The sequence below is a fragment of the Neobacillus sp. DZ-9 genome (genome assembly GCF_059587065.1).
This window is the reverse complement of sequence record NZ_JCAIOL010000006.1, coordinates 1-25,792: the sequence shown is the minus strand read 5'-3', so window position 1 is coordinate 25,792 and position 25,792 is coordinate 1. Positions and strand designations below refer to the sequence as shown.

General features: G+C 34.7%; 30 protein-coding genes and 1 pseudogene. 9 read left to right on the top strand and 22 right to left on the bottom strand.

What is annotated here, in order from left to right; genetic code table 11:
• Positions 1–16: 16 nt before the first annotated feature.
• Positions 17–1,258 (bottom strand): Bcr/CflA family multidrug efflux MFS transporter, encoded by a 1,242-nt coding sequence (locus AC59HZ_RS17585; RefSeq protein WP_496547103.1) that lies wholly within the window; start codon positions 1,256–1,258, stop codon positions 17–19.
• 449 nt (positions 1,259–1,707) lie between these two features.
• Entirely contained in the window at positions 1,708–2,784 is a 1,077-nt protein-coding gene (locus tag AC59HZ_RS17580) for a hypothetical protein (protein ID WP_496547102.1), read from the bottom strand.
• Between the two features lie 282 nt (positions 2,785–3,066).
• On the opposite strand from AC59HZ_RS17580, the gene AC59HZ_RS17575 reads away from it, so the two are divergent.
• The gene (locus AC59HZ_RS17575; protein ID WP_496547101.1) at positions 3,067–3,810 is read left to right on the top strand and encodes a hypothetical protein; all 744 of its coding nucleotides are present in this window, start codon (positions 3,067–3,069) and stop codon (positions 3,808–3,810) included.
• 244 nt (positions 3,811–4,054) lie between these two features.
• Here the strand turns inward: AC59HZ_RS17575 and AC59HZ_RS17570 are convergent, their stop codons facing one another.
• From AC59HZ_RS17570 to AC59HZ_RS17560, 3 genes are all read right to left on the bottom strand, one after another.
• Positions 4,055–4,570 (bottom strand): GNAT family N-acetyltransferase, encoded by a 516-nt coding sequence (locus tag AC59HZ_RS17570; protein ID WP_496547100.1) that lies wholly within the window; start codon positions 4,568–4,570, stop codon positions 4,055–4,057.
• 233 nt (positions 4,571–4,803) lie between these two features.
• Complete coding sequence (locus tag AC59HZ_RS17565; protein WP_496547099.1) at positions 4,804–5,037, bottom strand: hypothetical protein; 234 nt, start codon at positions 5,035–5,037, stop codon at positions 4,804–4,806.
• Between the two features lie 368 nt (positions 5,038–5,405).
• Entirely contained in the window at positions 5,406–6,236 is an 831-nt protein-coding gene (locus tag AC59HZ_RS17560; RefSeq protein ID WP_496547098.1) for a CPBP family intramembrane glutamic endopeptidase, read from the bottom strand.
• A 357-nt stretch (positions 6,237–6,593) separates the two neighbouring features.
• On the opposite strand from AC59HZ_RS17560, the gene AC59HZ_RS17555 reads away from it, so the two are divergent.
• On the top strand, positions 6,594–6,986 hold the full coding sequence (locus tag AC59HZ_RS17555; protein ID WP_496547097.1) for a hypothetical protein: 393 nt from the start codon (positions 6,594–6,596) through the stop codon (positions 6,984–6,986).
• A gap of 39 nt (positions 6,987–7,025) precedes the next feature.
• Positions 7,026–7,838 carry a DUF3888 domain-containing protein gene (locus AC59HZ_RS17550; protein ID WP_496547096.1) on the top strand — a complete coding sequence of 271 codons (813 nt, stop codon included), beginning with the start codon at positions 7,026–7,028 and terminating at the stop codon, positions 7,836–7,838.
• Between the two features lie 374 nt (positions 7,839–8,212).
• Here the strand turns inward: AC59HZ_RS17550 and AC59HZ_RS17545 are convergent, their stop codons facing one another.
• The gene (locus AC59HZ_RS17545; RefSeq protein ID WP_496547095.1) at positions 8,213–8,959 is read right to left on the bottom strand and encodes an alpha/beta fold hydrolase; all 747 of its coding nucleotides are present in this window, start codon (positions 8,957–8,959) and stop codon (positions 8,213–8,215) included.
• Positions 8,960–9,271: 312 nt separating this feature from the next.
• Entirely contained in the window at positions 9,272–9,619 is a 348-nt protein-coding gene (locus AC59HZ_RS17540) for a hypothetical protein (protein WP_496547094.1), read from the bottom strand.
• 309 nt (positions 9,620–9,928) lie between these two features.
• Between AC59HZ_RS17540 and AC59HZ_RS17535 the strand changes: the two genes are divergently transcribed.
• Positions 9,929–10,438, top strand: coding sequence for a DinB family protein (locus AC59HZ_RS17535; RefSeq protein WP_496547093.1), 510 nt, complete (start codon positions 9,929–9,931; stop codon positions 10,436–10,438).
• A gap of 929 nt (positions 10,439–11,367) precedes the next feature.
• Here the strand turns inward: AC59HZ_RS17535 and AC59HZ_RS17530 are convergent.
• The 3 genes from AC59HZ_RS17530 to AC59HZ_RS17520 form a co-directional block, all read right to left on the bottom strand.
• On the bottom strand, positions 11,368–12,072 hold the full coding sequence (locus AC59HZ_RS17530) for a hypothetical protein (protein ID WP_496547092.1): 705 nt from the start codon (positions 12,070–12,072) through the stop codon (positions 11,368–11,370).
• 598 nt (positions 12,073–12,670) lie between these two features.
• Positions 12,671–13,171 carry a GNAT family N-acetyltransferase gene (locus tag AC59HZ_RS17525; RefSeq protein ID WP_496547091.1) on the bottom strand — a complete coding sequence of 167 codons (501 nt, stop codon included), beginning with the start codon at positions 13,169–13,171 and terminating at the stop codon, positions 12,671–12,673.
• 162 nt (positions 13,172–13,333) lie between these two features.
• Complete coding sequence (locus AC59HZ_RS17520; RefSeq protein WP_496547090.1) at positions 13,334–13,669, bottom strand: ribonuclease E inhibitor RraB; 336 nt, start codon at positions 13,667–13,669, stop codon at positions 13,334–13,336.
• Between the two features lie 317 nt (positions 13,670–13,986).
• Between AC59HZ_RS17520 and AC59HZ_RS17515 the strand changes: the two genes are divergently transcribed.
• Genes AC59HZ_RS17515 through AC59HZ_RS17505 form a run of 3 tightly spaced genes read left to right on the top strand, consistent with a single transcriptional unit; the run spans position 13,987 to position 15,256 of the window.
• Positions 13,987–14,406: a MarR family winged helix-turn-helix transcriptional regulator gene (locus AC59HZ_RS17515; RefSeq protein ID WP_496547089.1), complete on the top strand. Its 420-nt coding sequence runs from the start codon at positions 13,987–13,989 to the stop codon at positions 14,404–14,406.
• Positions 14,407–14,423: 17 nt separating this feature from the next.
• The gene (locus tag AC59HZ_RS17510; protein WP_496547088.1) at positions 14,424–14,816 is read left to right on the top strand and encodes a rhodanese-like domain-containing protein; all 393 of its coding nucleotides are present in this window, start codon (positions 14,424–14,426) and stop codon (positions 14,814–14,816) included.
• Positions 14,817–14,821: 5 nt separating this feature from the next.
• Positions 14,822–15,256, top strand: a complete 435-nt coding sequence (locus tag AC59HZ_RS17505) for an EVE domain-containing protein (protein ID WP_496547429.1) — start codon at positions 14,822–14,824, stop codon at positions 15,254–15,256.
• Positions 15,257–15,417: 161 nt separating this feature from the next.
• On the opposite strand, the gene AC59HZ_RS17500 is transcribed toward AC59HZ_RS17505, so the two are convergent.
• The 11 genes and pseudogenes from AC59HZ_RS17500 to AC59HZ_RS17450 all read right to left on the bottom strand — a co-directional run bounded on the left by AC59HZ_RS17500 (position 15,418) and on the right by AC59HZ_RS17450 (position 23,076).
• Positions 15,418–15,771: a hypothetical protein gene (locus tag AC59HZ_RS17500; protein ID WP_496547087.1), complete on the bottom strand. Its 354-nt coding sequence runs from the start codon at positions 15,769–15,771 to the stop codon at positions 15,418–15,420.
• 186 nt (positions 15,772–15,957) lie between these two features.
• Positions 15,958–16,272, bottom strand: a complete 315-nt coding sequence (locus tag AC59HZ_RS17495) for a hypothetical protein (protein WP_496547086.1) — start codon at positions 16,270–16,272, stop codon at positions 15,958–15,960.
• Positions 16,273–16,459: 187 nt separating this feature from the next.
• Complete coding sequence (locus AC59HZ_RS17490) at positions 16,460–17,032, bottom strand: hypothetical protein (protein ID WP_496547085.1); 573 nt, start codon at positions 17,030–17,032, stop codon at positions 16,460–16,462.
• Between the two features lie 141 nt (positions 17,033–17,173).
• A complete protein-coding gene (locus AC59HZ_RS17485; protein ID WP_496547084.1) occupies positions 17,174–17,890 on the bottom strand; it encodes a hypothetical protein in 717 nt (238 codons plus the stop codon).
• 145 nt (positions 17,891–18,035) lie between these two features.
• Positions 18,036–18,269: a DUF3953 domain-containing protein gene (locus tag AC59HZ_RS17480; RefSeq protein WP_496547083.1), complete on the bottom strand. Its 234-nt coding sequence runs from the start codon at positions 18,267–18,269 to the stop codon at positions 18,036–18,038.
• A gap of 360 nt (positions 18,270–18,629) precedes the next feature.
• Positions 18,630–19,544, bottom strand: a complete 915-nt coding sequence (locus tag AC59HZ_RS17475; RefSeq protein WP_496547082.1) for an ABC transporter ATP-binding protein — start codon at positions 19,542–19,544, stop codon at positions 18,630–18,632.
• A 2-nt stretch (positions 19,545–19,546) separates the two neighbouring features.
• Positions 19,547–20,239 (bottom strand): ABC transporter permease, encoded by a 693-nt coding sequence (locus AC59HZ_RS17470; protein ID WP_496547081.1) that lies wholly within the window; start codon positions 20,237–20,239, stop codon positions 19,547–19,549.
• Between the two features lie 502 nt (positions 20,240–20,741).
• The gene (locus AC59HZ_RS17465; RefSeq protein ID WP_496547080.1) at positions 20,742–21,062 is read right to left on the bottom strand and encodes a hypothetical protein; all 321 of its coding nucleotides are present in this window, start codon (positions 21,060–21,062) and stop codon (positions 20,742–20,744) included.
• A gap of 302 nt (positions 21,063–21,364) precedes the next feature.
• Positions 21,365–22,240, bottom strand: a complete 876-nt coding sequence (locus AC59HZ_RS17460; protein ID WP_496547079.1) for a right-handed parallel beta-helix repeat-containing protein — start codon at positions 22,238–22,240, stop codon at positions 21,365–21,367.
• Positions 22,241–22,509: 269 nt separating this feature from the next.
• Positions 22,510–22,743, bottom strand: a pseudogene (locus tag AC59HZ_RS17455) (hypothetical protein); the annotation flags it as partial.
• Positions 22,744–22,785: 42 nt separating this feature from the next.
• Entirely contained in the window at positions 22,786–23,076 is a 291-nt protein-coding gene (locus tag AC59HZ_RS17450) for a YolD-like family protein (protein WP_496547428.1), read from the bottom strand.
• Positions 23,077–23,595: 519 nt separating this feature from the next.
• Here AC59HZ_RS17450 and AC59HZ_RS17445 point away from each other — a divergent pair.
• Positions 23,596–23,811, top strand: a complete 216-nt coding sequence (locus AC59HZ_RS17445) for a (4Fe-4S)-binding protein (protein WP_496547078.1) — start codon at positions 23,596–23,598, stop codon at positions 23,809–23,811.
• 31 nt (positions 23,812–23,842) lie between these two features.
• Positions 23,843–24,133: a GNAT family N-acetyltransferase gene (locus AC59HZ_RS17440; protein WP_496547077.1), complete on the top strand. Its 291-nt coding sequence runs from the start codon at positions 23,843–23,845 to the stop codon at positions 24,131–24,133.
• Between the two features lie 928 nt (positions 24,134–25,061).
• Here AC59HZ_RS17440 and AC59HZ_RS17435 read toward each other — a convergent pair.
• Positions 25,062–25,792, bottom strand: a 731-nt coding sequence (locus tag AC59HZ_RS17435; RefSeq protein ID WP_496547076.1) for a transposase, incomplete at its 5' end; no start/stop codon positions are given.

Below are 25,792 nucleotides of genomic sequence, written 5' to 3'. Positions count from 1 at the left end.
CCTTTTTTAAAAATTTTTAGATACTGGGTTTCTTTACTGAGCCATGGTCATTGGATATTTGAATACGCAGTGAAGCTTTTCGTACCAACAAATAATAGGAAAGGAAAGCTAGAAAACTGGAGCAAAAGATGACCACGCCCATAGGAACGCCTGTATACGCCCCTGCTATTCCCACAAGTGGAGCCGTTAATGAGCCAAGGACAAATGGCAATAAACCTAATAATGCAGAGGCACTTCCAGCAATATGTCCTTGCGTTTCAATCGCTAAGGCAAAACATGTGGTTCCAATAATACTGATTGAACCGACAAAGAAGAAAATCGGAATAGCTACAGCGAATAGCGGAGCTTTTAATAACAGTGCAATGAGTAACAATAAGCCTGCTACGGTAGAGATGGCTAACCCTATCTTTAAGAAAGTCCGCTCCGGAATAATGTCTGCCAAGCGGCCGACCAACTGACTTCCAATAATTAAGGCTAATCCATTTGTTCCAAATAATAAACTAAATTGCTGGGGTGTGACTTCGTAAATATTTTGATAGACAAACGGAATCCCAGATACATAGGCAAAGATCCCTGCCGTAGTAAAACCTTGCGTTAGTGCGTACCCCATGAACGTTCGATCTTTGAATAATGAACCAAAGTTTTTCATGATTTGTGGGAAATTGCTTGGGACACGCTTTTCTTCTGGAAGCGATTCTTCTAATTTTAAAGCAACAATAAAGAGCAACACCGCACCTATAATAGCCAATGCTAGGAAAACCCCATGCCAATTGGAAAAAGCAAGAATGCCCCCTCCAGCAATCGGTGCCACGATCGGCCCGAGGTTACCCACTAACACCATCATCGTAAAAAACTTCGTGAGTTCCCTTCCACTAAAAAGATCTCGAACAATCGCTCTAGAGATCACAAGTCCACCGGCCGCAGCAAAGCCCTGGACTAATCGAGCAACGATAAGAAAATAGATATTGGGCGCCAACGCACATGTTATAGAAGCAAGTAAGTACAATGTGATAAAGATGAGCAAGGGTTGTCGGCGACCTTTCACATCACTAAAAGGACCAATAAACAATTGCCCTAATCCCAATCCTAATAAACAGGAAGTTAAACTAATTTGTACGAGTGAAGCAGTTGTATGAAAATCGTTTACAATCGTTGGAAAGGACGGTAAATACGTATCGATTGTAAAAGGTCCTAACAGTCCAAGTGATCCAAGAAGTATTGCAAGCTGTATTCGTTTTTTTCCACTAGGTTTATTCAATGTCCATCGCCTTTCTATTAAAGAAATATTTTTTTCTTGTTGTATTTATTTCGTTATCCTAAATTTTAAATTTTATTATAACCTGAAACTTGCTCAAGGGTAAACAATTAAATTCTTTGGAAACGATTTCAATTTTCGCGCATATGAGACACAAGGGGACAGTTTTCACGCACCATAAAGAGACCCCAATTCATAATGGAATTGGAGTCTCTTTTTTGTTATTTCTTAAACTTACATTAAACTATATTATTTTCAGCATGAAAAGCTTTCTTAAGAGGATTTTCTGCAATTTTAATTGCTGGATTTCTCCTTATATATACCTCTGGAATTTAGTTTAATCCTTTATATTATTACGTCAACTGGTACACCTGCCGCTTTTAGACGGTCTGCATTTGCTTCTCCTTCATCTCCTAATACGTACCAAACTTTAGCAATCAAACTAAACACCTTTACCGTTGAACTGTATTCGTAGCCCAGACTGCCCTTCCATCAGGCCGGTATATGACCACGTTACCATCGTTTTGAACGACAAGCCTGCTGCCCGGGTGTGTCCAAGTATCAGATGACCAAATCGGTTTTTGATAAGCGTCGTAAATGACGAGGTTCCCGTCGCCCTGCATGATACAGATTCCCACCTGCCCCCTGCCGTTGGTGCCGGAAGCCCAAATCGCTTTTCTTGAACTATTGGGGATGTTTTTATAGAGTACGAGATTTCCATCTCCTTGGAAAACAAACGCATAAGTACCACTGCTAGAGTGAATGGCCTGATCAAACTGAAGTTTCTCACCAGGCTGCATATCTTCCCCTGAAGCAAACGGGCCGCTTAAAATCCAATTGTAATCCACCGGCCTTTTAAATGTGTAATCTGTTCGGAAGAAACTATAAATGGGAGTAGTGGACCTGGAATGAACAACGCTTGTTGTGGATTCTGGCTTCCCAATATTTAAGGAAATGGTTACATTATCATCGTTTGGACAATTAGGGTCATAGATGTTGATAGACAGATCGTTTTGATTCAAATTATAACCGTATGCAAGGACTTGATGATTTTTTCCAAGCTGAAAAGGATCTAGGGATTTTACTTTTACTAAACCAAGCGGTGAAAGCTTTCCGTTATCAAGATCACTTTTTATTCTTGGCCATTCCTCTTTGATCATTCTCCACGCCCTTCCGTGTGGCGCAAGACCTATTTTACTAGCTGCTGTTTCATGGTCAGGTAGTGTAGGATTCATCAATTCCATATACTTAAGTGGACCACCGGGCAAATTAAAGCTATCAATCAGGCGGTTAGCAATATAATCAAAAAATGGACCAGAAGAAGGAGCTGTTAGATTCGGCGGGATCGGCATTGTTGCTTCAAAGTAATCCCTCGCAGCAAAAACCATCCCGCCACAAAGGCCGTTAGATGCATCCCCTATCGAAAGCTGCTGACCCAAAACATTAATTGTCTTTAAAGGTACACGTGGAAAGCTGTTACTAAATTTAAATCCGGCTGAGCTGGGCCGAAACCCTGTTAAAGTTGGCATGCTATTTCCCCCTTCGTTTCACGTAAATTGATTGATTAATATACAGATAATTTTGGGACGATGAAATTAGTTTATGTAAATATTTACTCCTATTGGAATATTATCTCAATAGTTCCCTGTTTAAACTATGTTACTACTTTGGTTAAATATGCTATGAAAAAAGTACTAATCTGTATTTTTATCTTTGGTTAAAGTGGACAGCCCTAGTGAACAGCTTAGAATAACTTAATTTAAAGAAATATGATATTATTACATAATTAAAATACTTGAGGTGAATACGCATTGGATTTTAATTCAGAGTCAGACCAACAATTAGAAAATGCTTATGATGAAGAATATATAGAAAGAGATTACCCGACGAGGCAAGATGTAAAAAGGGAACGAGAAAAAAGAGAAGATAAAGAATTGTCCATGGGGAGGAACAAGAAAAAAGCCGTTGATGGTGGCTTTGCAAGGGTATTTTCGAAATTCAGGTTCCCTTCGTCTAATAAGAAAAAGAAGCTGGAGATGTTCTGGTTAAAACTAGTCTTTAAGATTTTGGTAGTGGGAGCAGTTTACTTCAACTTCAAATACCTTCTGAACTATATGAAAAATCCGATTAGTAATTTTACGGATACCATAATTGTATTTGGATTGTGTGCGGGTATTAATTTACTTGCCGTTTGGATCCTGTTTTATAAAAATTCATTGATAAGGTTTTATCTTTCCTTATTTGCAATAGTCGGATCATTTGGGTACTACGGCTATGTAAATTACCCGAATCAATCCTTTTTGGGAAATAACATCATAGCTTCGGTGCTTGTGATTATTTCAGTTTTTATGGTTATTAATCCTAAAATAAATTATTATGTGAAAAACATCACGTTACTGTTAATACCTGTTTTAGGAATATATTTTAGTGGTAATAAATTCGCACTCGTATGGACTCTTATGTTTAATGCTGGATTGATATTATTATTTAGAGTGCCTAAATCAAATAAAAAGGAAGAAGAACGAACAAAACGAAACAAAAAACAATCCGCTTAATTGAGAAGTAAATAAAAGCTGTTAATGTACTATATTTTTTGAATGAAAATAGGCCGAAAATATACAGTGTATAAAACTTGTATATTTTCGGCCTTTAGAAAATTTAAAATATGTAAGACAAAAATTTAGTTAAAAACAACGAAATTAAAAAAACTCCTACCCTTTTAATAAAGGGTTCCGGTTTGAGGTCTTTTCTAAAAATACGTGCCGAAATGACAGTCGTATTGGCATCATTATTGGTATATCAGCTATTTTCAATTAAGTTATAACGCCAATTATTGCACCGCATAAAGCTTCCTGGAGGATATTCGAATTCGCATTCAGAGATATACTGAAAGTTAATCTTCCGACAAATTGCATTAGAAGCAGGATTATCAATCGATGGGAATGCGTGAATGTATTCATATTTGTTCTCACGAGATGCTTCTTCAATTGCTAACTTTACTGCTTTTGTAGCTATTCCTTTCCCTTGATAAGAAGGTAGAACGCTCCATCCAGTTTCATATACACTTTCAGTATTCCAAGTAGTTTGCCAATAACCCACAGAACCTACTGGTTGTAGTTCTGGTAACAATATAATGCTAAACATACGTCCTTTATTACCAAGCTCAAGATATCGTTTATGTCGTTTCAAAATCTGCTCTTTACTCTCTGGACCGCCAAGATGCTGCATCATTTCTGGAGCGTTTATACGAAAAAGTAAATCAAGGTCATTATCTTCCCAAGACTTTATCTGAATGATATGGTTACTTGCTTCCAAATTTTCTTCATCCTCTCACTACATATTATTTCCTCTTTCTTGACGGGTCTTTCCTTTTTCTTTATTCTATATAGTGATATTTCGCTAAGTATTCATCTAATTCTTTCCAAGTTAATAATGTATACGGGGGTTCCAAACTTAATTTTATTCCTACATTTTCTGCTATCACTCTAATTCTTTAGGTGGGTTATCTCTTTTTACCCCAGGGAGATGTTCTTAAACCTAATTCTATACTAAGCTGTGCGTTTTTTATTCCTGCTTTTATATATCCATTCCGCAATGAATCCAATAACAAAACCAAAGATAATTGGATTCAATGATCCATCAAAGGTAAATCCGCCATTTGAGGTTTCCTCAAAATTGAACCATTTTAAAGATTCAATATTGAACAAATGACCGCACAAATATAATACAAAAGTTGTAACGATAAATACAATTATTGGAATCCAGAAAGTATTCTTTTTCATTCAAACCCCTCCCTAATTGGATATTAATGTAAATTAATGGTAAATTCAATCGTTTTTTTTTAAAATACAGCAACTTATGAAAACAGCCTTTTATTTTACCTCAACGTATTACACTAACCTTCCCTCTTAGCTTAATAAGCAACAAATCTGAAATTCTTCCAATGTAACAAAACTTGTATTATGTTACATAAATAAAAAGTCACCTGTGAAGGTGACTTAATTGTTACATATTTCAGATATTTTTATTTAAAGTCCTTCACTATGTAGCCGATAATTTTTTTTTAACTAGAAAAGTCCGCTATTAGAAGGCGGTCTTTATAGATTATTAGATGTTGTTTCTCATTTTTAGGATCAATATCAAAACTATATCATTTTTCATGATATTCTAACTTGAAAAAGAAATTCCGATCTTTTATTACTATTACTGTAGTTAATATAAGTAAAAGAACGGTTTGTATGACTTTACTCATAGGGTGTGTTGAAAATAATTCATTGAAAAGCCCCGCTGAAATATGAAAAACGATTGCAACAATAATATTTCGTCCTGTTTTATAGTATAACCAGTTCATCAATAGAACAAAGGGAATGAGACTAACCACAAAATTTATAGAATATATTACCCCTGTTTCGACTAGATTGCTTTGATAATAACCTTTAATAAAACCTAGAGGGAAATGCCAAAATGCCCAGAAAATAGCGAAAATCATAGAAACAGTGAAAAGATTAAATCGTTTTCGTAAGCTGTCTGTGCCATATGAGTGCCAAGCCAATTCTTCTAGTATTGGAGCAAAAAAGAGCAAAAACCAGGCTGGAAAAATACCTGCTGAAAATGAAGACTTTCCTGCGAGTCCAAATTGAGAGGCACTATATCCGAAAAGCAAGGAAATTGCCTGTGCAAGAAGAATACTCGTGATCATAAGAAAGCAGGTTACAATAATATAAAATGGTTTTATGGTATTGAAATTAAAAAATCTGTTCAATAAATCCTTTCTTAAGTAAGAATCTGGGAGTATTAAAATACAAGCAATGACCAATGGACTCGATAAGCCAATAAGCCCCAAAATGCTTACTAAAATAACATATAGATTTCTACTGGGTTCAATATGACTGAGATATGCAGCAATAAACCACAATATCCACGGAACTACAATGGATAATCCATAGAACAAAATTGGATGCCGATATTTCTCGATTTCCATTTCTTTTCCTCCTTTTTATTTTTATCTTACTTTAACCCTATTAAGATTTAATATTTCAAATATTAAGTTAATGTTTATTTATGGTAAGTATTCTAACCGGTGATTTTTTATATAAAATTGACCAAACCTTCCACTAAACAGCCCTTTAGCTTAATAAGTTCTATTAAAAAATTGGGCTCCTCAGTAAGATACGAGTATAGACACCACTCTAACTCACAACTTTAGGAGGAACCCTACTATGAAGTTAGCTTGCCTAACTCTTATAAGTTTAGTGAGACTAACAGCAAGCTATTTTACAATTTCTAATTGGTGTATAATAGTGTGAAGAAATTGTATTTTAACGGGGTGGTAATGAAAATGAAGATTTTGTTTGATGAAACTTACACTTCAAATGACGGTAAGCGATCAAGCAGGAATATTTGGTATGGAGATGCCGATATAACTGTTGATGGTGAATATGGAAAAAACATTAATCTTAATGAAGATTTTATGGGTAATTTATGCGAAATAATAAAAAATGACTTATCTAAAAATGCAGCAAATAAGCCTACTGAAACTAACTGGTATTTTTATGGAAGTGGTGTAACTCAGGACTCTATTGGAGACAATATCCGTCCGACAATTATGGTGCGTGAGAGGTCTGACGAGTTTATAACTAATTTTAATATCAGTGACCACGATTTTGCTGTAAATATTGATGCTATTCTGTTGTTTAAGGCGGATTTTGAAAAACGTTTAAATACAGGGTAGTTGGCTAAAAGTCTGAACATCCAGAGGTGTTTGTTCAACATGAAAAAGAACCTTATTTATATTTTGATATTTGCTGGATTTTTTGCCCCCATTTCGTCGGCAAAGGCAAATTCTCCAATAAAAACTGAGGATGTCGAATATATTCAAGTACATCGTTTATCCGGAGGAACACGCATATTTAGAGAAAATGATGGATATGAAGAACCTGTAGTTAGAAAAGTTGTTGAGTTGATTAACGAAGCAATGCCGGCTATAGAAAAAGCTAATGTCAAAATTAAAAGTCCCGCCGTTTTAAAATTGGCGATGAAAAATGGAGAAGTTGCGGTAGTCGAACCGGCATACAACTGTTCCAGTAAAAACCAAACAAATATCTGCACGCTAGCAGATGACGAAGTAATCTATACCCAAAATAACCAGAGCACTCGATTGAAATCAGCAGTATTATTCGATTGGATCCTTGCCGGATGGAAATATGAAAATGTCGAACCTCCCAAAGATTCAAAACCATTAATGATCAATGATATATTAATGGTTTTGTTAGATGATGAAATTGAAAAAGCCGTCAGTGATTATTACTCCAAATATTTAACTGAATTACCCACGGTATATCCGTATCAAGTTGATATTGTAAATGTAAAAAGAGTTGGTAGATTTCGCGCCTTTCACTTTTTAATTACATTGGAAGTTACACCAGTTGTCGGACCACACATATCCGTCGGAAAAGACAGGTTGACATTTGAAATAGCTCCTCCAGTACCCGGTAAAGTTAAATTAATGAAATTTAATCATCTTGAAACACACGATCTTCCTCCAAATTGGCAACACATCATTAAACAAAGAAATGAAACCTAAACGCAGTATATTTGGCAATAAAAAAATGCAATAAATGGCAGTATCTTTTATGAATGTAAAAAGAGCCAAAATACGCAAGTAGTGCATAAAAACTTGCATATTTTAGGCTCTTTAATTTTATTCCTTATTGCGTTAAAGCTACCCAATAGTTTAAGTGTAATCCTTCACAATCTTTTCTACTCATTAATATAACTCCAATCCCTAATAAGTGTTGTTCCAGAATCCAGTACAATACAAAAAGACGCCTTCTTATTCAAGAAAATCGCCACCTACTACTAAGTTCAAGCCCCTATTCTAACGTTACATGCGTTACCTACTAATAACGGAGGGATAGTGCCTCCTTATCTTCCGGAGTCCTTGGCATAGTAAACTTTTCATTCCTTCATAAAACCAGTTATTTGAAGATACAGTTTCTCGGGATGGGTGAGATTGACCATATGGTCAGCACCTGGAATTTCTATGATTCGAACGTCTGAATGCTTTCGAAAGTAATTGGCAACCCGAAGGTTATCGGATGAATCCTCCTCACCGATTATCAATAATGTTTTGGCTGTCAATTCTCCTAATCTTTCGATGGCCGGTGGTTGCTGCCAAATCAATTTAACAGCCGGCCATTCAAACATTCGGTTCATATGGTGCCGGAGCATTTGAACCATCAAATTTCGGTGAGGACTCACCGTTACTACACGATACGATGCATCACTGAGCAAAAGCTCAACCATCTTATCAATATCGGGGGCAGCTTCATGAATCTTTTTCATATTCTCTTCAAATTCCTTTGAATAGCTAAACCCATATAATCCAGGCGCAAGCAAAATAAGTTTTGAAACCCTTGCAGGATAATTCAGAGCGAATTCAGTGGCAATTTGGCCACCCATTGAGTGGCCAATGAGTGTCGCCTGTTTGATTTCTAGATGGTCGAGCAGTGACAGCAAATCTTCAACAGGGGTGATATCTTCTAAAGGGGACGGTGATTTCCCGGTCCCACGTCCGTCAAAAGCAACGACCTTGTAGTGTTTCGCTAAAAGTGGTGCGACAAATTTCCAGTTCCGTACATCAGCACCACCAGTGAGGAGAACCACAGGATGACCATTACCATTAACTTCGAAATACAAATCCATTAAAATTCCTCCACCCATTACAATTTAATATTTTCATGAACACCCAGATAACACCTCCCCTAATTCAAATTTTACCATAATAATACAGAAAAGGATGAATTTTTAGATAAATACACCTTTTGTCCAACTATCTAACTTCTTTAATTAAAAATAATTTACTCCATTAAATGGCCCGATTGTTGAACACAAGTTAAACACTACTCTTCAACAAAACTGCTTCGTTAGTGCAATAAAAAGGGGATCGCCGCTGCCATCCCAATCTTTAACTATTGCACCCGTAACTTTAAGTGTAGAATTTCACAAATGAATTCTTCATTTACCTTGTTTCGCTTTACTTTCACTTAGTTGAAGGGCTATTTCAAATTCCTTATTAGGTAATAATGGAGAAATTTCAGTTTTAATTAATCTAGCAACTTCAGCCTCGTCTATTTCCCCATCATCATACTTTTTAAAAATAGCCTGCATCTTCCCACTAACTTCTCTAAAGAAATCACCAGTTGATGCTTTTGCTTTAGCGTCTGGATTTTTAAAGACATAATTTGATGGTGCTTCAGGTGGAGATTCTATTTTAGTGGTACCTACATTTTCCCTTGCCAAACCTGGTGAACTTGAAAGTAGACAAATTCCTACCATGAATCCCACACTTATCAATTTCTTCATACAACTCTCTCCTTAGAAATACTAATCGTCTATATTAGTATTTGTATCAGAGAAGAGAAATACAATTTTTGTAATCCTTCTTAAGCTAACCTGCCACATTTAGTTCAATAAAAAAAGCATTACCCCTTTTATGAAGTAATGCACCCGTTAGTTGCATAAGAAATTCAAAATATATGTATCGAAAAAGTTGTTTAATTTGCAATTATTTTGCGGTAATGAAATTAAATATCAAAAATAAAGGAAATATCTTCTTGACAGTCGAATATTTGCCTAGAACCATAATTAACTATTCCGATGAGGAGGATTCTTGTGCGTCCACGACCATTATCTATTGAAAATCCAGAGCATTATAGGTATGCTAGTCTTGTGCCAGATGGAGATATTTTAGAAATACTTAGTAAGCAACGAACTAAGACCATTACCCTCTTAAGCACCGTATCAGAGGAGTCAGCAAGGAAGGCGTACGCACCAGGAAAATGGACTTTAAAAGAAGTGATTGGGCATATGACCGACTCAGAACGTGTGATGTCGTATCGAATGCTTGCCATTGCACGAAATGAAAGTGCACCACTCCCAGCAATGGATCAGGATCAATACGTTTCTGCGGCAAACTTCAACAAATTATCCTGGGAGCAGCTACTAGCTGGTTTAGACACGGTACGCTCCAACACGTTAAGCCTTATTTCAACCATTGATGATGCAGCGTGGGATCGTAATGGAACTGTAATGAACAGTCCAGTTTCGATAGGTACCATTGCATATGGCATTGCCGGGCACGAGTTACACCATATGAAAGTGATTAGTGAAAAATACTTATAAGTCTTTTTCTATTAATGAAAAAACCTAATTTCTCATTTGGGGTGCGTTAGTTGAAGAAGCAGCAAAAAAAAGGATCTTCCTGGAAGGTCCTTTTTTTATTGCCGATAACGGTATTTATGTAAACTAGATTTACATACAATACTCAAGCGAAATTGAAGTGGTTCTTGTTCAACTATCCTGCCCCTTTAGTTGAACAACAAAAAAGCCGCCAATTCTGGCAGCCCAATCTTCAAGTAATGCACACGTTAGTTGAATTAGATATTTCTATTGAGCTCAGATTCATACTGTTTCCTATCGAAAACAAAGGGGCTTAAACTTTCATATTTCCAGCGACGGCATGATTGTTCGAACTCACTCCATAAAACTATATCGTCTTTTGTTGATATTTTCACCCGAAAATCCCAACAACCTGGATTTCCACATTCACAAATTAATACCACACATTTATCTCTGTAGTTAAAGAGTAATTCATGAGATGTACCTAATAAATGTGTCGAAGGAAAATATACGTCTTCAGGTGCTAGTCCCCTATAATGACCTGGATTTTCTGTATCATATTGACTTTAAATTTTTTTTAGTATATTAATTAGATTTTCACCATTAATAAATATTTGTACATTTTCCCTACTATAGCCCCAGCTACTCTTTTCTACCTTTAGTGTTAATTGATCCATTTCACACTCTCCCAGAGCTCAACTTTTTATATCAATATTCTATTAATGGATATATAATTCCTTCATAAACTAAACTGCTTACGTTAGCACATTAAGAACACGGGATCGCCGCAGCCATCCAATCCTTAACTCTTGCACCCGTTACTTGAATAAAAAGTAAGTATAATCAAGCCCACACACTAGTTAAAAAAGACATTTCCAAAAGAGTAATCATAAAAACCAATATACTTAAAGAAGTCGTTTCATTATAGATACCTATAACCGTGGTCCTTTATTAGTTACACCTAAGTGTGTTCTAGCGATGATGACCGCAATTACGGTAGCCACAATTCCTAAAACAAGTGGAGGTATTCCATGTTCAGGCTCCCCCCGATACAACGGAGTCAGGATGTTAGCGACAATTCCGCTCACTATTAATGCTGCAACGTTAATACCAATTCGCCCTTGCCGACCTGGTACTCGGTATTTAGATTTTCTGGTCCAATCATTTGCAATTAGACCAGAAGCCTTACGAATATAGGCAAAAATATGGACAGCCAGTAACGGCAACCATAAAATTACACTAATAGCATGGATTTTAAGAAACAATCCCTCATGGACATGTCCGCCCAATACGAGTCCAAACCCACTAACCATTACCAAAACGGTAATGACAACAAGGAACGGGGCTAAGAGTCGAAGTAATATAATTGGTGGACCTGCTTTTACAAAATCAGGAGATTTTGTATAGTAACGAAAAAATCGGTAACTGGTACTACACATTTTGACAACAAGGGGTCCAGCTATTAAGATACCGACATAAATATGGTAAGAAATCAGTTCAACTAGGTTCGCCATAGTGACAAACTCCGCTATGATGAGAACAAAAAGTACAGTAGCAGCAATTGCCGTCAGCCGTTTGTTTCGTTCAATTGGAAACCCTTCATTCACATCAGCATTGATTTTTTTTCGATTAAACATTTACTTCCACCTTCATTCTTCAATTGTAATCCCTAGACGGGTATTTTTCTTATGTAATTTAGTTCATAGTCGCTTTTTGGAAACCATTCCATTGTTCATACATATGTTTATTTCTAATATTCAACATACTAGAAGTATCAAAATATTGATACAAAGTGTGCTACCCACCATCTAACTTTCTAAATTGTATATTTTTTTATCAAAACCATCAGGTATAGTAACAGGTATTACAACCATTCCCTAATTTAGAGTAAATATTTGTATCCCAATATGTTAGTAAAAATGTTGTGTAATTTGTATGGGTACACTGGCTATTGTACCCATACATTTCCATATGCAAATTGTACTAAAAATTCACTTAAAATTATAACTAAAATCCCTCTATATCAAACTAAAATGACCAACAAATTGGCATACAATTTGTCGGTCATTTTACATTACATTTTTAATGTTTGTGATAGGAAATGGAACCCGTTAGAAATTAGCACGGTGAATTTTGTGTATTTGTTATTTATTCCTATTTAACTAAAGCACCCGTTAGTTAAACAACAGAAGGTTTCTTAGTCAATAACCGCTCCAATCGTATTACGGTATTAAATTACCTATCATAAGGTTCGAGCTTCAAAATAAATTCTTCAACATCCTTGCCTCTTGCGTTGGAAAAACCCTTATCTTCAGAGATGATTTTAAATCTGCATTTTTCCAATACCCTAATGGAGGCGAGGTTATCTTTAGCGGCACGAGCATAGAGCGGGCGTACCTTAATATACCCCAGAAACTCTGACAACGCTTTAGTTGCAATACCATGACCCCAATATTCCTTCCCAATCCAGTAGCTTACTTCGGGTTCGCCGAACTGTTCAAAGTTCGAGACGTGTCCAGTGACAATGCCATTGAATAATATAGTCTTAATTGTGATAGTCTCGTCAGCGATAATTTTTGTCCAATGGTCAAAAAATGCGTCCTTATCAGTGGGGTCTTTAGCTGTAAAGGCAGCCATATAGTTCGCCGTTGAATCTAGTTGTTGTTCGAAAAAGATAGGAAGATCTTCCTCTGTGATATCTCGTAGTTTCACTTCGCTTTTGCTAATGGATTTCATATAATTCACAAGCTCCTTAACATATTTTTGAATATTAATTCTTCCAAGTTTAGAGAAATTCCTTCTTCAACCAACCTGCCACGTTAGCTGAATAACAAAAAAGGATCACCGCAGCAATCCTTTAAAAAACACAAGCACCTCGTTAGTTAAAGTAGGATTTATTTAATCAACCATTACTCCCCATCCGTCCGAGTATCCATTAAAAGGTTTACTTAATTCATCTAGTCTTTTTTGGATATCAACAATATCTTCGTGAATTAAAAGCATTTTTACAAAACAATAACAAGTCCATTCTTTAGTTTCTTCATTTTGTTCTAATTCGCAATTAAATTCTTCCTCGCTTAATACTTTTAATACTGCTTCGCCACTCTTTTTATCTGGAACCGCTACAAAGAAATCAACATTTTGTGGTTTTTTAAAGTCAATACCTTCCTTATAAAGCATTTTTAACACTTGTCCATCTTCATCGTTAGGAAATTTTTTAGGGAATAAATTCAATTTTATCGTCTCCTCATTTGTTGCAGTTAAAATTTCTCTTATATTCCAAATTATATCAAATTACTATCCTTTATATATAGACTTTTTTCGTTGTTAAACTAAACTGCTCCGTTAGCTGAACAAGAAAAAGACCGCCGCAGCGATCTCATCTTGAACTCTTGCACCCGTTTGTTTAAGTACATTTCTTCACAAACTTATTTTACAGTTTCTTTGATATTTTAAATTTTTATTAAATATATCTACTTGAATTTCGGAAATTAATCAGTTAAACTGATTATATGTTTAACTGATTAATATTCGGAGGTGTACATTAATTATTGGAAAATTGGAATCAATCTTATGGTTTTTTGCTTGGAAAAGTTCTTCAAAAAATGGAAACTAAATTTGTTGAAGGACTTTCCCCATTTGAAATTAATGCTAGACAATATGGGGTTCTTTTATTTATTGAAGGGAACCCTTACTCTTCACAAAAAGATATTTCTGAAAAACTACAAATCGACCGAACAACAATGGTTAGTCATATTGACCTCTTAGAAGGTTTAGGGTATGTAGAGAGAACAAGGAATCAAAATGACAGAAGGTCTTATAGTCTTTTGATTACAGCTAAAGGAAAAGATGTATTAGATTCACGTTGGGAGTTTTTAATCCATACAGAATTAGAAGTTTTAGCCCCTTTAAGCGATCAAGAAAAACAATTGTTGAAGGAGCTCCTTATTAAAATTTGGACTACCCTATAAAACTGGAGGTACTAATTATGAATGCACTTGAGTATTTTAATGCACGTCTAGAAGCAACAATTAGCCCTATGGATTTTTTAAGATTGGCATCAATTGAGCCAGATAAATACTTTTTGATTGATGTTAGAAATGGTCCTGATCATGTAAAAACTTTAACAATTAAGGATGCCCACATTATTCCTCAACAAGAGCTGCAAGATCGTTTAAATGAAATACCGAAAGATAAGGAAATTATTGTTTACTGTTGGGATGTTTGGTGTAACACAGCTGTCAAAGTAGCCTCATTTTTATTAGAACGTGGCTATAAAGTGAAAGAACTGACCGGAGGTATTGCGGCATGGAAAGAGATGAACTTTCCTGTTTCGGATTTGTCTCAAAATGATAACATTTCTGATAGCTGTGGGTGCTGATTCAAGTGCAATTGAATAGGTATTGGATTGGCGTTTCTTCACGAGACCATGTAATGAATGCAGTTCAGGGTGGATTTGCACAACTTTGTCATGGCAAACAAGAACCTTTAAAAAAGATGAGTTCTGGTGATTGGATTATTTATTATTCTCCCAAAGTTAAATTTAAAGAAAGTGCTCCGTACCAAAGATTTACTGCTATTGGAAGGGTTATGGATGATGTAGTCTTTCAGTTTGATGCAGGAAATAACTTCTTTCCTTTCCGAAGAAATATAGATTTTATTTCTTGCAACGAAACGTCCATCCAACCATTAATTCCTCAACTCTCTTTTATTAAGAGTGCAAAATATTGGGGTTATTCTTTTCGATTTGGCCATTTGGAAATAAGTGAAAAAGATTTTAAACTAATTGCAGAAAGAATGATTAATGAAAAAGGAGATTAGACTATTCTAATCTCCTTACTTTTTTAGTTTAAAAATACCACATACCTTCTTCCACTATTCTGCCACGTTTGTTGAATAAGAAATGGGATTGCCGCAGTAACCCCACTGTTCAACACACGCATCCGTTAATTGAAAAGAACTAACCTGAAATGAAAAACCATTTACCTGAAATTATCTACATAAAAATGAAACCAATTTAATCCAACAATAGATGGTCTTGAACAATTACCTGAAAATTCCACTTGTCCATTTTCATATAAAAGAGGACCCATTACATCTATCTCGTGCCCTAATTGATTCACCAAAACGAGAACTTTAAATATTGCTTTTTCTGGTTCATTTTCCTGAAACGAAGATTTACATTCAATTTCAAATAGTGATTTGTCTTTCCAATATTGTTCAAATGAAATAATTGTGAGTTTACCAACTACTTTTTCAATTCTTGTTAAAACATTTTGTGCTTTATCTTTAGTTTTTGCATTTATAAAAAAACGCCAACCAACGGTCTTGAACATTAAAAATTCTCCTTTTACACGAATCGTTATTCCTCCAACCTAGTTCAATTCCTGTATGAATTCGCTGTTTTTTCTTATTTCTCCTTCTTCAGCTAACCTGCCCGTTAGCGCAATAAAAAAAGCTGCCACAATGACAACTCCGTTCTTCAACTTCTGCACCAGTTATTTTAAGAACAAATTTTTTTGTTAGGCACTAATAATACTGGTTTTACTTTTAAAGTAAATAAACAAATTAAATATGCTTAACCCTAAAATTACAAGAAACATATATGAGGAAATAGCGTCCCCTGCTAAATCTAATTCATCAGCAATGTATCCCATAATAATAAGATTAATACCAGAAACAATTATTGAAATTATTGAAATAATACTAACTGTGAATCCATTAACAATGTTGCTTCGTTTCCTTTGAATCAATAAAATAATGAAAATAACAATTAAACTGATCATAAGTGTAATAAAAACTAATCTTGACCAATCGTATATATCTAATCCTTCCATAGTCAGCCCCCTTAATCTCGTCTCTAATTTATATTACCATAAAAAACCATTATCCATCTTCCACTAAACTGCTCCGTTTGTTGAAGAAGAAAAATGGGATCGCCGTAGCAATCCCATTTTAGAACTCAAGCACCCAGTTAGCGTAAGTATATTTTTTAACAATCACACAAAAAATCTTTTAACAGCATTAGATTTTTCTCACTTTATTATATTTTCTTTTTAATAAAATAAAGTATTCATTAGTTATCAGTTCAGGAAATTTATCAGTTACAGTATTGAAAAAATCTTGGATTGATTTTAACGCTCCATCTAAGAATTCCTCTTTATCGATAATAAAGTTACTCTTTATTGGCATATTTTCTTCAAATAAAATATTCTTACCGTCATACCAATGTACTTTTATATCTTCTTCAACGTCCTCAAAATCGGTGTACATAAACAATTGAATTTGGTTATTTTCATTTACCAGGACTAGCTTATAAATGTTAGGTGATTCACCTAATTCATATAAGCCAGGTTTATCTGATTCTGCTAAGAAATACAACAAATCATTAACTATATTAACAATTAGATACTTCATTTTGGATTCAAAAGGAATCCTTCCGTTCAAAGGTGTTTGTAAGTAATTCAAAAAGAAGTTATTTTCTCTATAGGTTATATCTATAAATCCATTTAAATGTAATGCTGGGTCAAAATCTGGTTCGGTTAGCCAACTTCTTAGTGATGGTGTGTCTTCTATTTGAAAATTAATCTTAAACATTTACTAACCCCTTTTCAGAACTTCGTTTACTTATTGAACAACCTCTATATTGTAAATAATTATTCCTTCTTCTATTAACCTGACCTTATCTTAACAAAGAAAAGCTGCCTAGGAATGGCAGCTGACTCCTCAATTCAGTGGTTAACTTTGCTTAATTATAATTTTTTCGATAAAATCCACGCACTCCACTGCTAATGTATTTAATATATAATCTATTGCTTGATGTCCGCCATTCCCTAAATCAATATGGACTTTGTACTTTCCCCTTATTTTCTTAAATTCTCCTAAATAGTTGATAAATTTACCATTTGTTCTTTTCAAATCATCATTCCAATTACATATTGCTTTATTAAATGTGTTTTTTAAAATTTGACTATTATCATCACTTTTATTTTTACTTACACTTATTTCAAAGGAAACATCTGTTTCGAGATAACCTGAATATTCCACTACAAATAGATATGAAGTTGTGTCAACAACTTTTGTCTTTTTCTTGCTACCTATTTTTAATGAACTAACTGGGAAATCTTCGCTCCAACTGAATGTTATATCTAAATCCTCAACATTATCACTTGGTAGAACATTCATTTTAATAGAAGAACTCCATGTGACTGTAACATCTCTTCCAAAACTACTCCAATCTATAACCTCCCCCTTTAAAAAGCCATTCCCATTACTATCAAAAATCACCTTATCTTCGTTAATAAAGAGTGCACATACACAGTTAGCAATGGGTTCCTCCAAAAGTTTACTGCCGCTTTCTGTAAGTTGACTTGTCATCTTCGAAGTAAATGATGGATGAAACTCATATTCATCGTATGCAACCGTTATTAATTCAAATTCTTTATATTTTACCATTGTTCTCTCCTTACTAAGAAAAAACCTCAACATCACCAATTATTAAATTATCCAAACAATTTTATCAAAATTCTTTGTTCAACTAAACTGCTTCGTTACTTCAATAAGCAAAAAGCGATCCTTTGTTATTGAAGAATCGCACCCGTTAGCGAAATAGCGTAGTTTGAATAATAACAAACAATACGAACGCTGTGGCAATGAAGCAAATAATACCCGTCGTTTTTCTATGCTCGCGAATTTCTGAAATGCCCGTAATAACCATAAATACCCCTAATAAACCCATCATGTACGGAAGTATCGCAAAATTATTCGTGATTGAGCTGTAAATGCCATAAACCGATAAAATAATAAAAAGGATTATTCTTATAATCATTAACATGCTTTTCATCCCCAGTTAATAGAAAATCTATTAGTGCAATTATTTCAACTCTTAACTTTTTCTAACCTGTTTATTCAAAAAACTGCTTCGTTACTTTAATAAGAAAAAACGACCCTTCCTTATTGAAGAATCGCACCCATTAGTTTAAGTGAAAATCTTCACAAATTTTTTCACCTTAACAAAATCTAATCCCTTAATGTGTAGGGGAATATCAAAAAGACGCATTCTTACTCAAGAAAAGCGCCCTTTAATGGAGTAACCTCTATTGTCACTTCAACAGTTCCTTAATCTCCTTTTCAACTTCTGATGTTCTTTTTTGTTCACTAAAAAAGCTTATCATATAACAATACAAATACTTTCTTAAACAGCCATAAAAACATCTTCCAGCGTTTGGGTTTCTATTTTAACTTCGTATATTTTAAATTTATTTGCTCCTAATCGTTCCACTATAGAAGGTATTATTTCTTCATCATTCAACTCAATAATGCTGAAGTTTTGATGTTGTTTAATATATTTAGCTTGTAAGTCTAGAGATGTAGGAAACAATTTATTAAACTGTTGTTTATTAATTAATGGGCTGGTGCGAATATGAATTTGTATTGACTCCTTAGCACTTCTTTTCAGTTGCTCGACTGTGCCTATCTTTGTAATCTTCCCCTCGTTCATAATGGCAACTTGGTCACAAACCTTTTCTATTTCATTTAAATTATGTGAAGTTAAGAAGATAGTTTTTCCATCGTTTTTTAAACTTAATATAAGTTTTTGAATCTCAATACCTGATTCAGGATCTAATCCAGAAGTAGGTTCATCTAAAAATATTAATTCCGGATTTCCTAAAAGTGCTTGTGCAATGCTAATTTTCTTTTTCATACCAAACGAAAAAGATTTTATTTTTTCCTTTTCTACATTAAAAAGACCTACTTGATTTAATAAGGCTATTAAACCTTGACGATCACTTTTATCTTCTTTTAATTCAGCCATGTATTTAAGAAAATCCAGGGCTTTCATGTGCTGATATAAATTTGAAGTATCGGGCATAACGCCTATTCTCTTTTTAATTAGATCAAGGTTTTGGTCCGGTTCACCAAGGATTTCTAAATACCCGTTTGATTTTTGAGTGATTCCTGTCAATATATGAATAAAAGTGGATTTACCTGCTCCATTTCGTCCAAGAAGACCAAAGACATCTCCTTGATTGACAGTTAAATTAATTCCTTTTAGTACATTTTTAGATCGGTACTGTTTTTCTAAGTTTTTAACTTCGATAGCAAACATAATTATAAATCCTTTCTTTGAAAGATAAGGTAAGAAAAGTATAATAAAGCTATTCCCATAACAAACGGAAGGATTAAATACCCGTTTGATTTAGTTACATAAAAGTAAGGGAGAGTATAACGAAAAGGGAGCAAGTACCATTTTGTTGAAAAAGCAGCCCATAGCCCTAATATAGGAGCTATAATCCCTATAAATATTCCTAAAAACATAGTTACTCCGGGTTTAGAAATAATAGTAGAAAGAAAAATATTAAGACCAACAATAAAACACAAGAACACAAGTACTGTAATATAATCCAGAATAAACCAGAAATGGGCATAAACGGATACAATTACAAAACTAATGGTAATAGAAGCTAGCCAAAACATATAAACACCCAAAAATTTTCCAAAGATAATATTAAATTTTGAGGTTTTAGTGACCAACAATCGAATTGTTTGATAGTCAAGTTCTTTATTGATTAAATCATGAGAAACGGAGAACACAAAAAGGAAGCCTAGGAAGAAGATTAAAAATTTTATACTAGATGTATATGCCGTTCCAGTGTCAGTGTTTAACTTTCCTAATAAAGATGCATTTTTAGATAAAAATGAAGCCGTAAGAAACGAAGTAAGTGTGAAAAATGAGATAATTATTATAGACTTAAAGCTTTTAAATGAATTAAAGAATTCATTTTTAATGATATGTATCATCATAAATTACTCCTTTTGTATATATTTTTTATTATTCTAATTATTCTATATTTCGTTCTTTCTGCTTTTTGTAATAATTGCACCTATACCTACCAGCACTATAAAAGTAAGGACATCAACTAAAATTGTTTGCATTTCTCCACATCTCCCCATTTAACGCTTATTTTCTTGTGATTGTCGCCTCAATTATTGGAATATTCTTATTTAAAAAATGGTTTGTATTACCCTTATTAACATTCAATAGGACAAACTAACAATACCAAAAGAAATTCCATATTACACCATTCATAAGTATAAGCCTTAATAAACTTATTTCAACATAAATATCCAATTTTATTTGAGATTGTCATTCAACAATCTGTCCCGATTGTAGAATAAAAGCTAATGACGATTGTTCAACTAAACTGCTCCTGTTAGTCGAAAAAGAAAAAGCTGCCGCAGCAGCCAATATTCATAAATTCAAGCACCCTTCAGTTAGTTTAATAAAACTTATTAAATAATTTTTTCATCTTATGGTATCATCGTCACCACGATGTGCAATTTCCTCTAAAACCCAAGGAGTATCTCCTTCCTTCGAGTAAGTTGTAAGATAAGTTTTATTAACCTCGATCAAGTTCCACACCATTGGTTCATTGACCATAATTTTTATTTCCTTTTTACCTGTAATACTGTTGGGGTCAAATGCAATTATCCAGGCTTTTTCATAATCCTTTGAATGTGCTTTTTTTACTATATTCAATTCGGAAGTTGTGGTTGAAAAAGGACCACCACAAGCTGTAACAATCAAAAGGAAAATAAAAGTTAATAAACTTGGAATATTTTTCATTGTACACCACCACAATTTAGGCTTTATCACCAATATATTTACAACAAATTCCTTTCATTCATTCTTAAACTAAACTGCTACGATAGCACAATAAGAAAATGGGATAGCCGCAGCCATCCCAATCTTTAACTCTAGCACCCGTTTGTTTAAGTGCAATATTTCACAAACTTTTTTGTAGTAAGAAAAAAGATCTTCATCTCAAAGAGTTCATACATGGTTAATCTGACATTTTAGAAGGTTAAACCTTGTCCCAAAAGAAAGATCTAAAAAGTTAGAACGGTTTTTCATTATATATTCAAATTTCAACTACTACTCTCGTCATCACTTTCATCATGATGGTGATGTTGGTCATGATGGGAATTGTCTGAACTTGATTCATCAACAGTTGATGGTACGGGTACAACACCAATTGTCTGAGGAAGACTGTTTAATCTGATAATACTTTGTATAATTGTAATAGTACCAGGAGGTGTATTCGCTATAGCCCCACCACTCGTAGCGGTGTTGCGTTCGATCAATGTTCTTATAATGGTAGCTTTCCCATCACTTGCAATAGCCCCACCAACGCCCTTCGGAGCACTGTTATGATCCAACGTACTTTGATTCACAGTAAGTGTTGCGCCATCATTTACGATAGCTCCACCTTTACCAGTCGTAGCACTGTTGTTACTAAACCTACTCTCGCTAATATCCACTCTAGCAAGTGAAGTAAAATTACATATAGCACCGCCAGAAGGAGCGGTGTTGCCAGTGAAAGAACACCTTACAATATGAACCCTACCAGAATTTTGATTTGCTATAGCCCCGCCGGTAGTAAAAGCTTTGTTGTTTGAAAATTTACAATCAATCACAATCAATGTGGCAACTTCATTTAAGATCGCCCCTCCACCATATAGTGTGAGATCATTACCATTTTCAAAGGTTATTCGAACGATTCTTACTGTTGTATTTGATCCGATAATATTAAAGATACGCGTATTACTACCGCCGCTGATTGTCGAACCACTAGGTATGACTCCATGTATAGTTAGGGTTTTATTAATAGCTATCGAATTATTTAAAATTATGGTACCAGGCACAACAATTAGAATTTCATCACCTGGATTTGCTGAATCAACAGCATTACGAAGTGAACCTGGACCGCTATCATTGGTATTAGTGACCCTAATTACTGCCATATATTCTTCTCCTTATTTTTTCCTAAAGGACTTGTCCCGATTTATTCTCGGACTTGTCCTTGGTATATTCTATTCAAGGAAAAGTTAATTGTGATAATATTTGACATTACCTCTTATAATATGATTTTTTTATTCAAAGTGAATTTTGCCTATTAGCAATTCCTTCTTCAACAAACCTGCCCAGTTAGCTTAAGAAGAACCTCAATAAAAATGTGTCTTATTCCTTCTTGGACCAAGACACCGTTATTTATAAGAATTTAATGAACTTGTTAAAGGTTAATTTCAGACTTCCAACCACTTGTCTTTGAAGTGATTATGATTCGATTTTCATTTTCCCATTTAAGGTTGCCTAAAAATCTTGCAAACACAACTTCATTCCCTACCTCTTCAGCCAGTAATTCGGCAGCTATTCTCCTACTTTTTTCGTTGTATACCTCACACCTTAACTGAAAGCATTCAGAACGGTGTATCCCCTTTAAAATTGCCATTTTTTTGCGACAAGGAATAATGTAGGTTATTACGCTATACTGTCACGTTGAATAACATCAGCCTACAACCTTCACTCCGACAACACTATCGAAAACCACACGCTCAAACTCTCCCGCCTTTACTTCTATCCGCAGCTCCTTTGTCAATAGATCCACGTAATGAACAAGTCCGGTCATCTCCGAAGTAAATCCGTCATCCCACACGCTAAGCTTTACTGAATGACCGTATTCCATTGCGTACATAATGCGCAAGTTAAACTCCTCCGCTTCGTGTTCGTCAATTATCGGCTTACCTATCCGCTCAGTATCGTGCCACATATCACGTTGCGCCTTAATTAGTTCCGGCATACCATACGCAAACTGCCACTTCTTTTTACCCCGATCTCTTATCGACATAATATCACCTCTATAATATTATATGCGAACAAAGGTTCTGTATGTAAACAAAAAGAAAAGACTACTTATTTCAGTAGCCTTATTCGAAGTTAATAGGAATAACGAAGTAGCAATCAATAACATTCCAAAAACAAATAGATATAAAACTTTTTTACTGACCGAGAAACTACCCATTAAACAGGAATGCTGCCCCTTTACTGTTTATATTTCTGTGGAATAAAATCCAATTATAACTGACTTCACTACGTCTACATTATTTTATTTTTAAATAACAAGTCTCAAATTGGAGATTCCTCATAACATAAAGTACTATTAAATTAATATTGTTTTTTAAAAATTTATCATGTTGCTACCAAGTGGCTTGTTTGTTGGTAAAAACCCATCATACAGTTTTGTGAAATTTAGATCAGAGGAAGAATTAAGAGTAATTTAAAATTATAATTTCCACAGAACTATTATAAGGAGGATATTATGAGCGAAAATATTAAAACTTATGAAGCTGACGGTATCAAAATATATTGGAAACCCAATATTTGCACACATGCAGCAGAATGTGTAAAGGGATTGCCAGGTGTATTCAATACCCAGAAAAGACCTTGGGTATCACCACAGAATGCAACAGCTGAAAAAATCATGGAAGTGATTGATCGTTGTCCAAGCAGAGCACTTACTTATGAGCAAAAATAAACAGAACTAAAAAAGTTAGGAGAATGAGGAAATGACTGAAATTAAAATGGGCAAGAATGAATTCTATATTGAGGAATCTAATGAAATTATTGCAAGAATTCAATTTATCCCAAGCGGAAAAGATGTAAATGGAAGAAATTTAATTATTGTAAGCCATACAGTTGTATACGAGGGACATAATGGTCGTGGATTAGGCAAAGAATTAGTAAACAAGATAGCTGAATATGCTAGAGAGGAAAACTTATATATTATTCCTGTATGTCCTTACGCAAAAAGTGTTCTTGAAAGTAAGGAAGAGTATCAAGGTGTCCTAGCAAATTGATGCCATTTATATATATATATGCGTTGAATCAGCTACACTTAACTGGACAAAAAAATAAGGTCAAGTAGACTAATCACTAAATCAGGGCATACTGCTATTTAGTAGAAGAGATCCATATTAGCAACATTACTAGGAGAGGCGGGTATGATAGCCTGCTAGTAAGCCAGATGTCTTTGCCATCTGGTTTCCGATTTGAGCTTTATATTAGGACCATTTTTTATTGGAACCATCTGGTTTTTCGTTTTACTTTCGGAAAGTTTTAGTTATACCTTTTGACTAATACGTTGATGGATTTATTTCTAGCCTACCCAGTCAATTTATTATTGCAAAAATTAAAAGTGTAGAATTTGGTAAACTTTAAGCCAAAACACATCTTTTACACTGCCATTTGCTATGCTTTTGTAATTTATGGCTTCCAATTATTCATAACTCGTAATAAATCCAGTAGGTAAACTGGATTTTTTTTCGTCGCAATTATGTCAAATACGACATTCATAACCAACCCCTTATTTAACTCCCTCAGTTTAATACGAATATCTCTCGAATGCTCCCTAATTCGCAGGATTTCATAACCCTTTTAATTGGATTTTCGGATAAATGAAATGAGTTCAGATCATTTTGGCTTCGTGAAGGCATAGTTAAATAAAGGAGTCAGCTACCACTCCATATTTTACCATATAATGTACATCTCCACGCCGCCCCTGGAGGCTTTCCCTCCCATGTCTCAACGGGTCAATTGCCCTCTCATTCCTTCGTCATGCCTATCCAAGGGGTGGAGGCCAGTTATGCTAACCTGATGGGTCACTGTGCCCTTTTGTTGAATAAACCTGGTACTCCGTACATATTTGAAATCCTACGAATAAGACAACATTCAAAATTAAAGTTACCTATTTTAAAAGATACATTTAATATAAATAATGTTTTAATTCTATGCTGCTAAAGGGATTAATACTTGGACTTTATTTGGACAGTAAGACTCGTTTCGTCGTGCTATTCCTACAAAAATCCTTGCTAGTTTTCCTATCAATTTCATGATTGATTTCATTTTCTTTAACTTCTTTACCTTCACATTATGGGAATGGAGGGCTTTAAATTCAGGGTTATTCATCACAAGGCTCATTGTTGCTAAGTAGAGGAATCGTCGCAGTCTGGACCTTCCACGCTTTGAAATGACAATCTGTCCTTTCCATTTGCCTGAACTTGCTTCAGCTAGATGTAATCCCGCATGACGTAATAGAGAGTTTCCGTGAGAGAATCCACTTAGATCTCCTGATTCACCTAGTATCCCGGCTAATGAAATGTCACTTATTCCTTTAATCATAAGTAGCTTTTTGGCAAATGGTATTTTGTAGAGAACTTCTTTAACTTGTTGTTCAACTCTTTCGAGTTGTTTTGCAGCGAGGTCATATTCCTCTAATAATTGTTCTAAATGGAATTTATAAGCATCCAGGGCTTGTCCGGTCCCAATAGAGGATTTTGCTAGATTGATTAGTAATTGAGCCTTCTTGGGTCCTGGTTGTCGTTTCATTAAAGACTTCCAACCCATCATGACTTCAAGTGTTTCTAGTGAAGAAATCTCATCCGGTGTAGGAAATAAACGAAGGGTTGCGATTGCCCCTTTGCACGTTACATCTTTAAACACTTGCCTGAGTTCTGGAA

Bases quoted from the DNA above. Each gene is read 5' to 3' on its own strand.
- AC59HZ_RS17560 (WP_496547098.1), bottom strand. From the start codon at position 6,236: ATGGAAATCGAGAAATATCGGCATCCAATTTTGTTCTATGGATTATCC.
- AC59HZ_RS17460 (WP_496547079.1), bottom strand. From the start codon at position 22,240: ATGGCAGTAATTAGGGTCACTAATACCAATGATAGCGGTCCAGGTTCA.
- AC59HZ_RS17465 (WP_496547080.1), bottom strand. From the start codon at position 21,062: ATGAAAAATATTCCAAGTTTATTAACTTTTATTTTCCTTTTGATTGTT.
- AC59HZ_RS17545 (WP_496547095.1), bottom strand. From the start codon at position 8,959: ATGGATTTGTATTTCGAAGTTAATGGTAATGGTCATCCTGTGGTTCTC.
- AC59HZ_RS17495 (WP_496547086.1), bottom strand. From the start codon at position 16,272: ATGGAAGGATTAGATATATACGATTGGTCAAGATTAGTTTTTATTACA.
- AC59HZ_RS17485 (WP_496547084.1), bottom strand. From the start codon at position 17,890: ATGGTAAAATATAAAGAATTTGAATTAATAACGGTTGCATACGATGAA.
- AC59HZ_RS17440 (WP_496547077.1), top strand. From the start codon at position 23,843: ATGACTGAAATTAAAATGGGCAAGAATGAATTCTATATTGAGGAATCT.
- AC59HZ_RS17555 (WP_496547097.1), top strand. From the start codon at position 6,594: ATGAAGATTTTGTTTGATGAAACTTACACTTCAAATGACGGTAAGCGA.
- AC59HZ_RS17565 (WP_496547099.1), bottom strand. From the start codon at position 5,037: ATGAAAAAGAATACTTTCTGGATTCCAATAATTGTATTTATCGTTACA.
- AC59HZ_RS17540 (WP_496547094.1), bottom strand. From the start codon at position 9,619: ATGAAGAAATTGATAAGTGTGGGATTCATGGTAGGAATTTGTCTACTT.
- AC59HZ_RS17475 (WP_496547082.1), bottom strand. From the start codon at position 19,544: ATGTTTGCTATCGAAGTTAAAAACTTAGAAAAACAGTACCGATCTAAA.
- AC59HZ_RS17550 (WP_496547096.1), top strand. From the start codon at position 7,026: ATGAAAAAGAACCTTATTTATATTTTGATATTTGCTGGATTTTTTGCC.
- AC59HZ_RS17510 (WP_496547088.1), top strand. From the start codon at position 14,424: ATGAATGCACTTGAGTATTTTAATGCACGTCTAGAAGCAACAATTAGC.
- AC59HZ_RS17490 (WP_496547085.1), bottom strand. From the start codon at position 17,032: ATGTTTAAGATTAATTTTCAAATAGAAGACACACCATCACTAAGAAGT.
- AC59HZ_RS17480 (WP_496547083.1), bottom strand. From the start codon at position 18,269: ATGTTAATGATTATAAGAATAATCCTTTTTATTATTTTATCGGTTTAT.
- AC59HZ_RS17500 (WP_496547087.1), bottom strand. From the start codon at position 15,771: ATGTTCAAGACCGTTGGTTGGCGTTTTTTTATAAATGCAAAAACTAAA.
- AC59HZ_RS17580 (WP_496547102.1), bottom strand. From the start codon at position 2,784: ATGCCAACTTTAACAGGGTTTCGGCCCAGCTCAGCCGGATTTAAATTT.
- AC59HZ_RS17530 (WP_496547092.1), bottom strand. From the start codon at position 12,072: ATGTTTAATCGAAAAAAAATCAATGCTGATGTGAATGAAGGGTTTCCA.
- AC59HZ_RS17445 (WP_496547078.1), top strand. From the start codon at position 23,596: ATGAGCGAAAATATTAAAACTTATGAAGCTGACGGTATCAAAATATAT.
- AC59HZ_RS17470 (WP_496547081.1), bottom strand. From the start codon at position 20,239: ATGATGATACATATCATTAAAAATGAATTCTTTAATTCATTTAAAAGC.
- AC59HZ_RS17525 (WP_496547091.1), bottom strand. From the start codon at position 13,171: ATGAAATCCATTAGCAAAAGCGAAGTGAAACTACGAGATATCACAGAG.
- AC59HZ_RS17450 (WP_496547428.1), bottom strand. From the start codon at position 23,076: ATGCCGGAACTAATTAAGGCGCAACGTGATATGTGGCACGATACTGAG.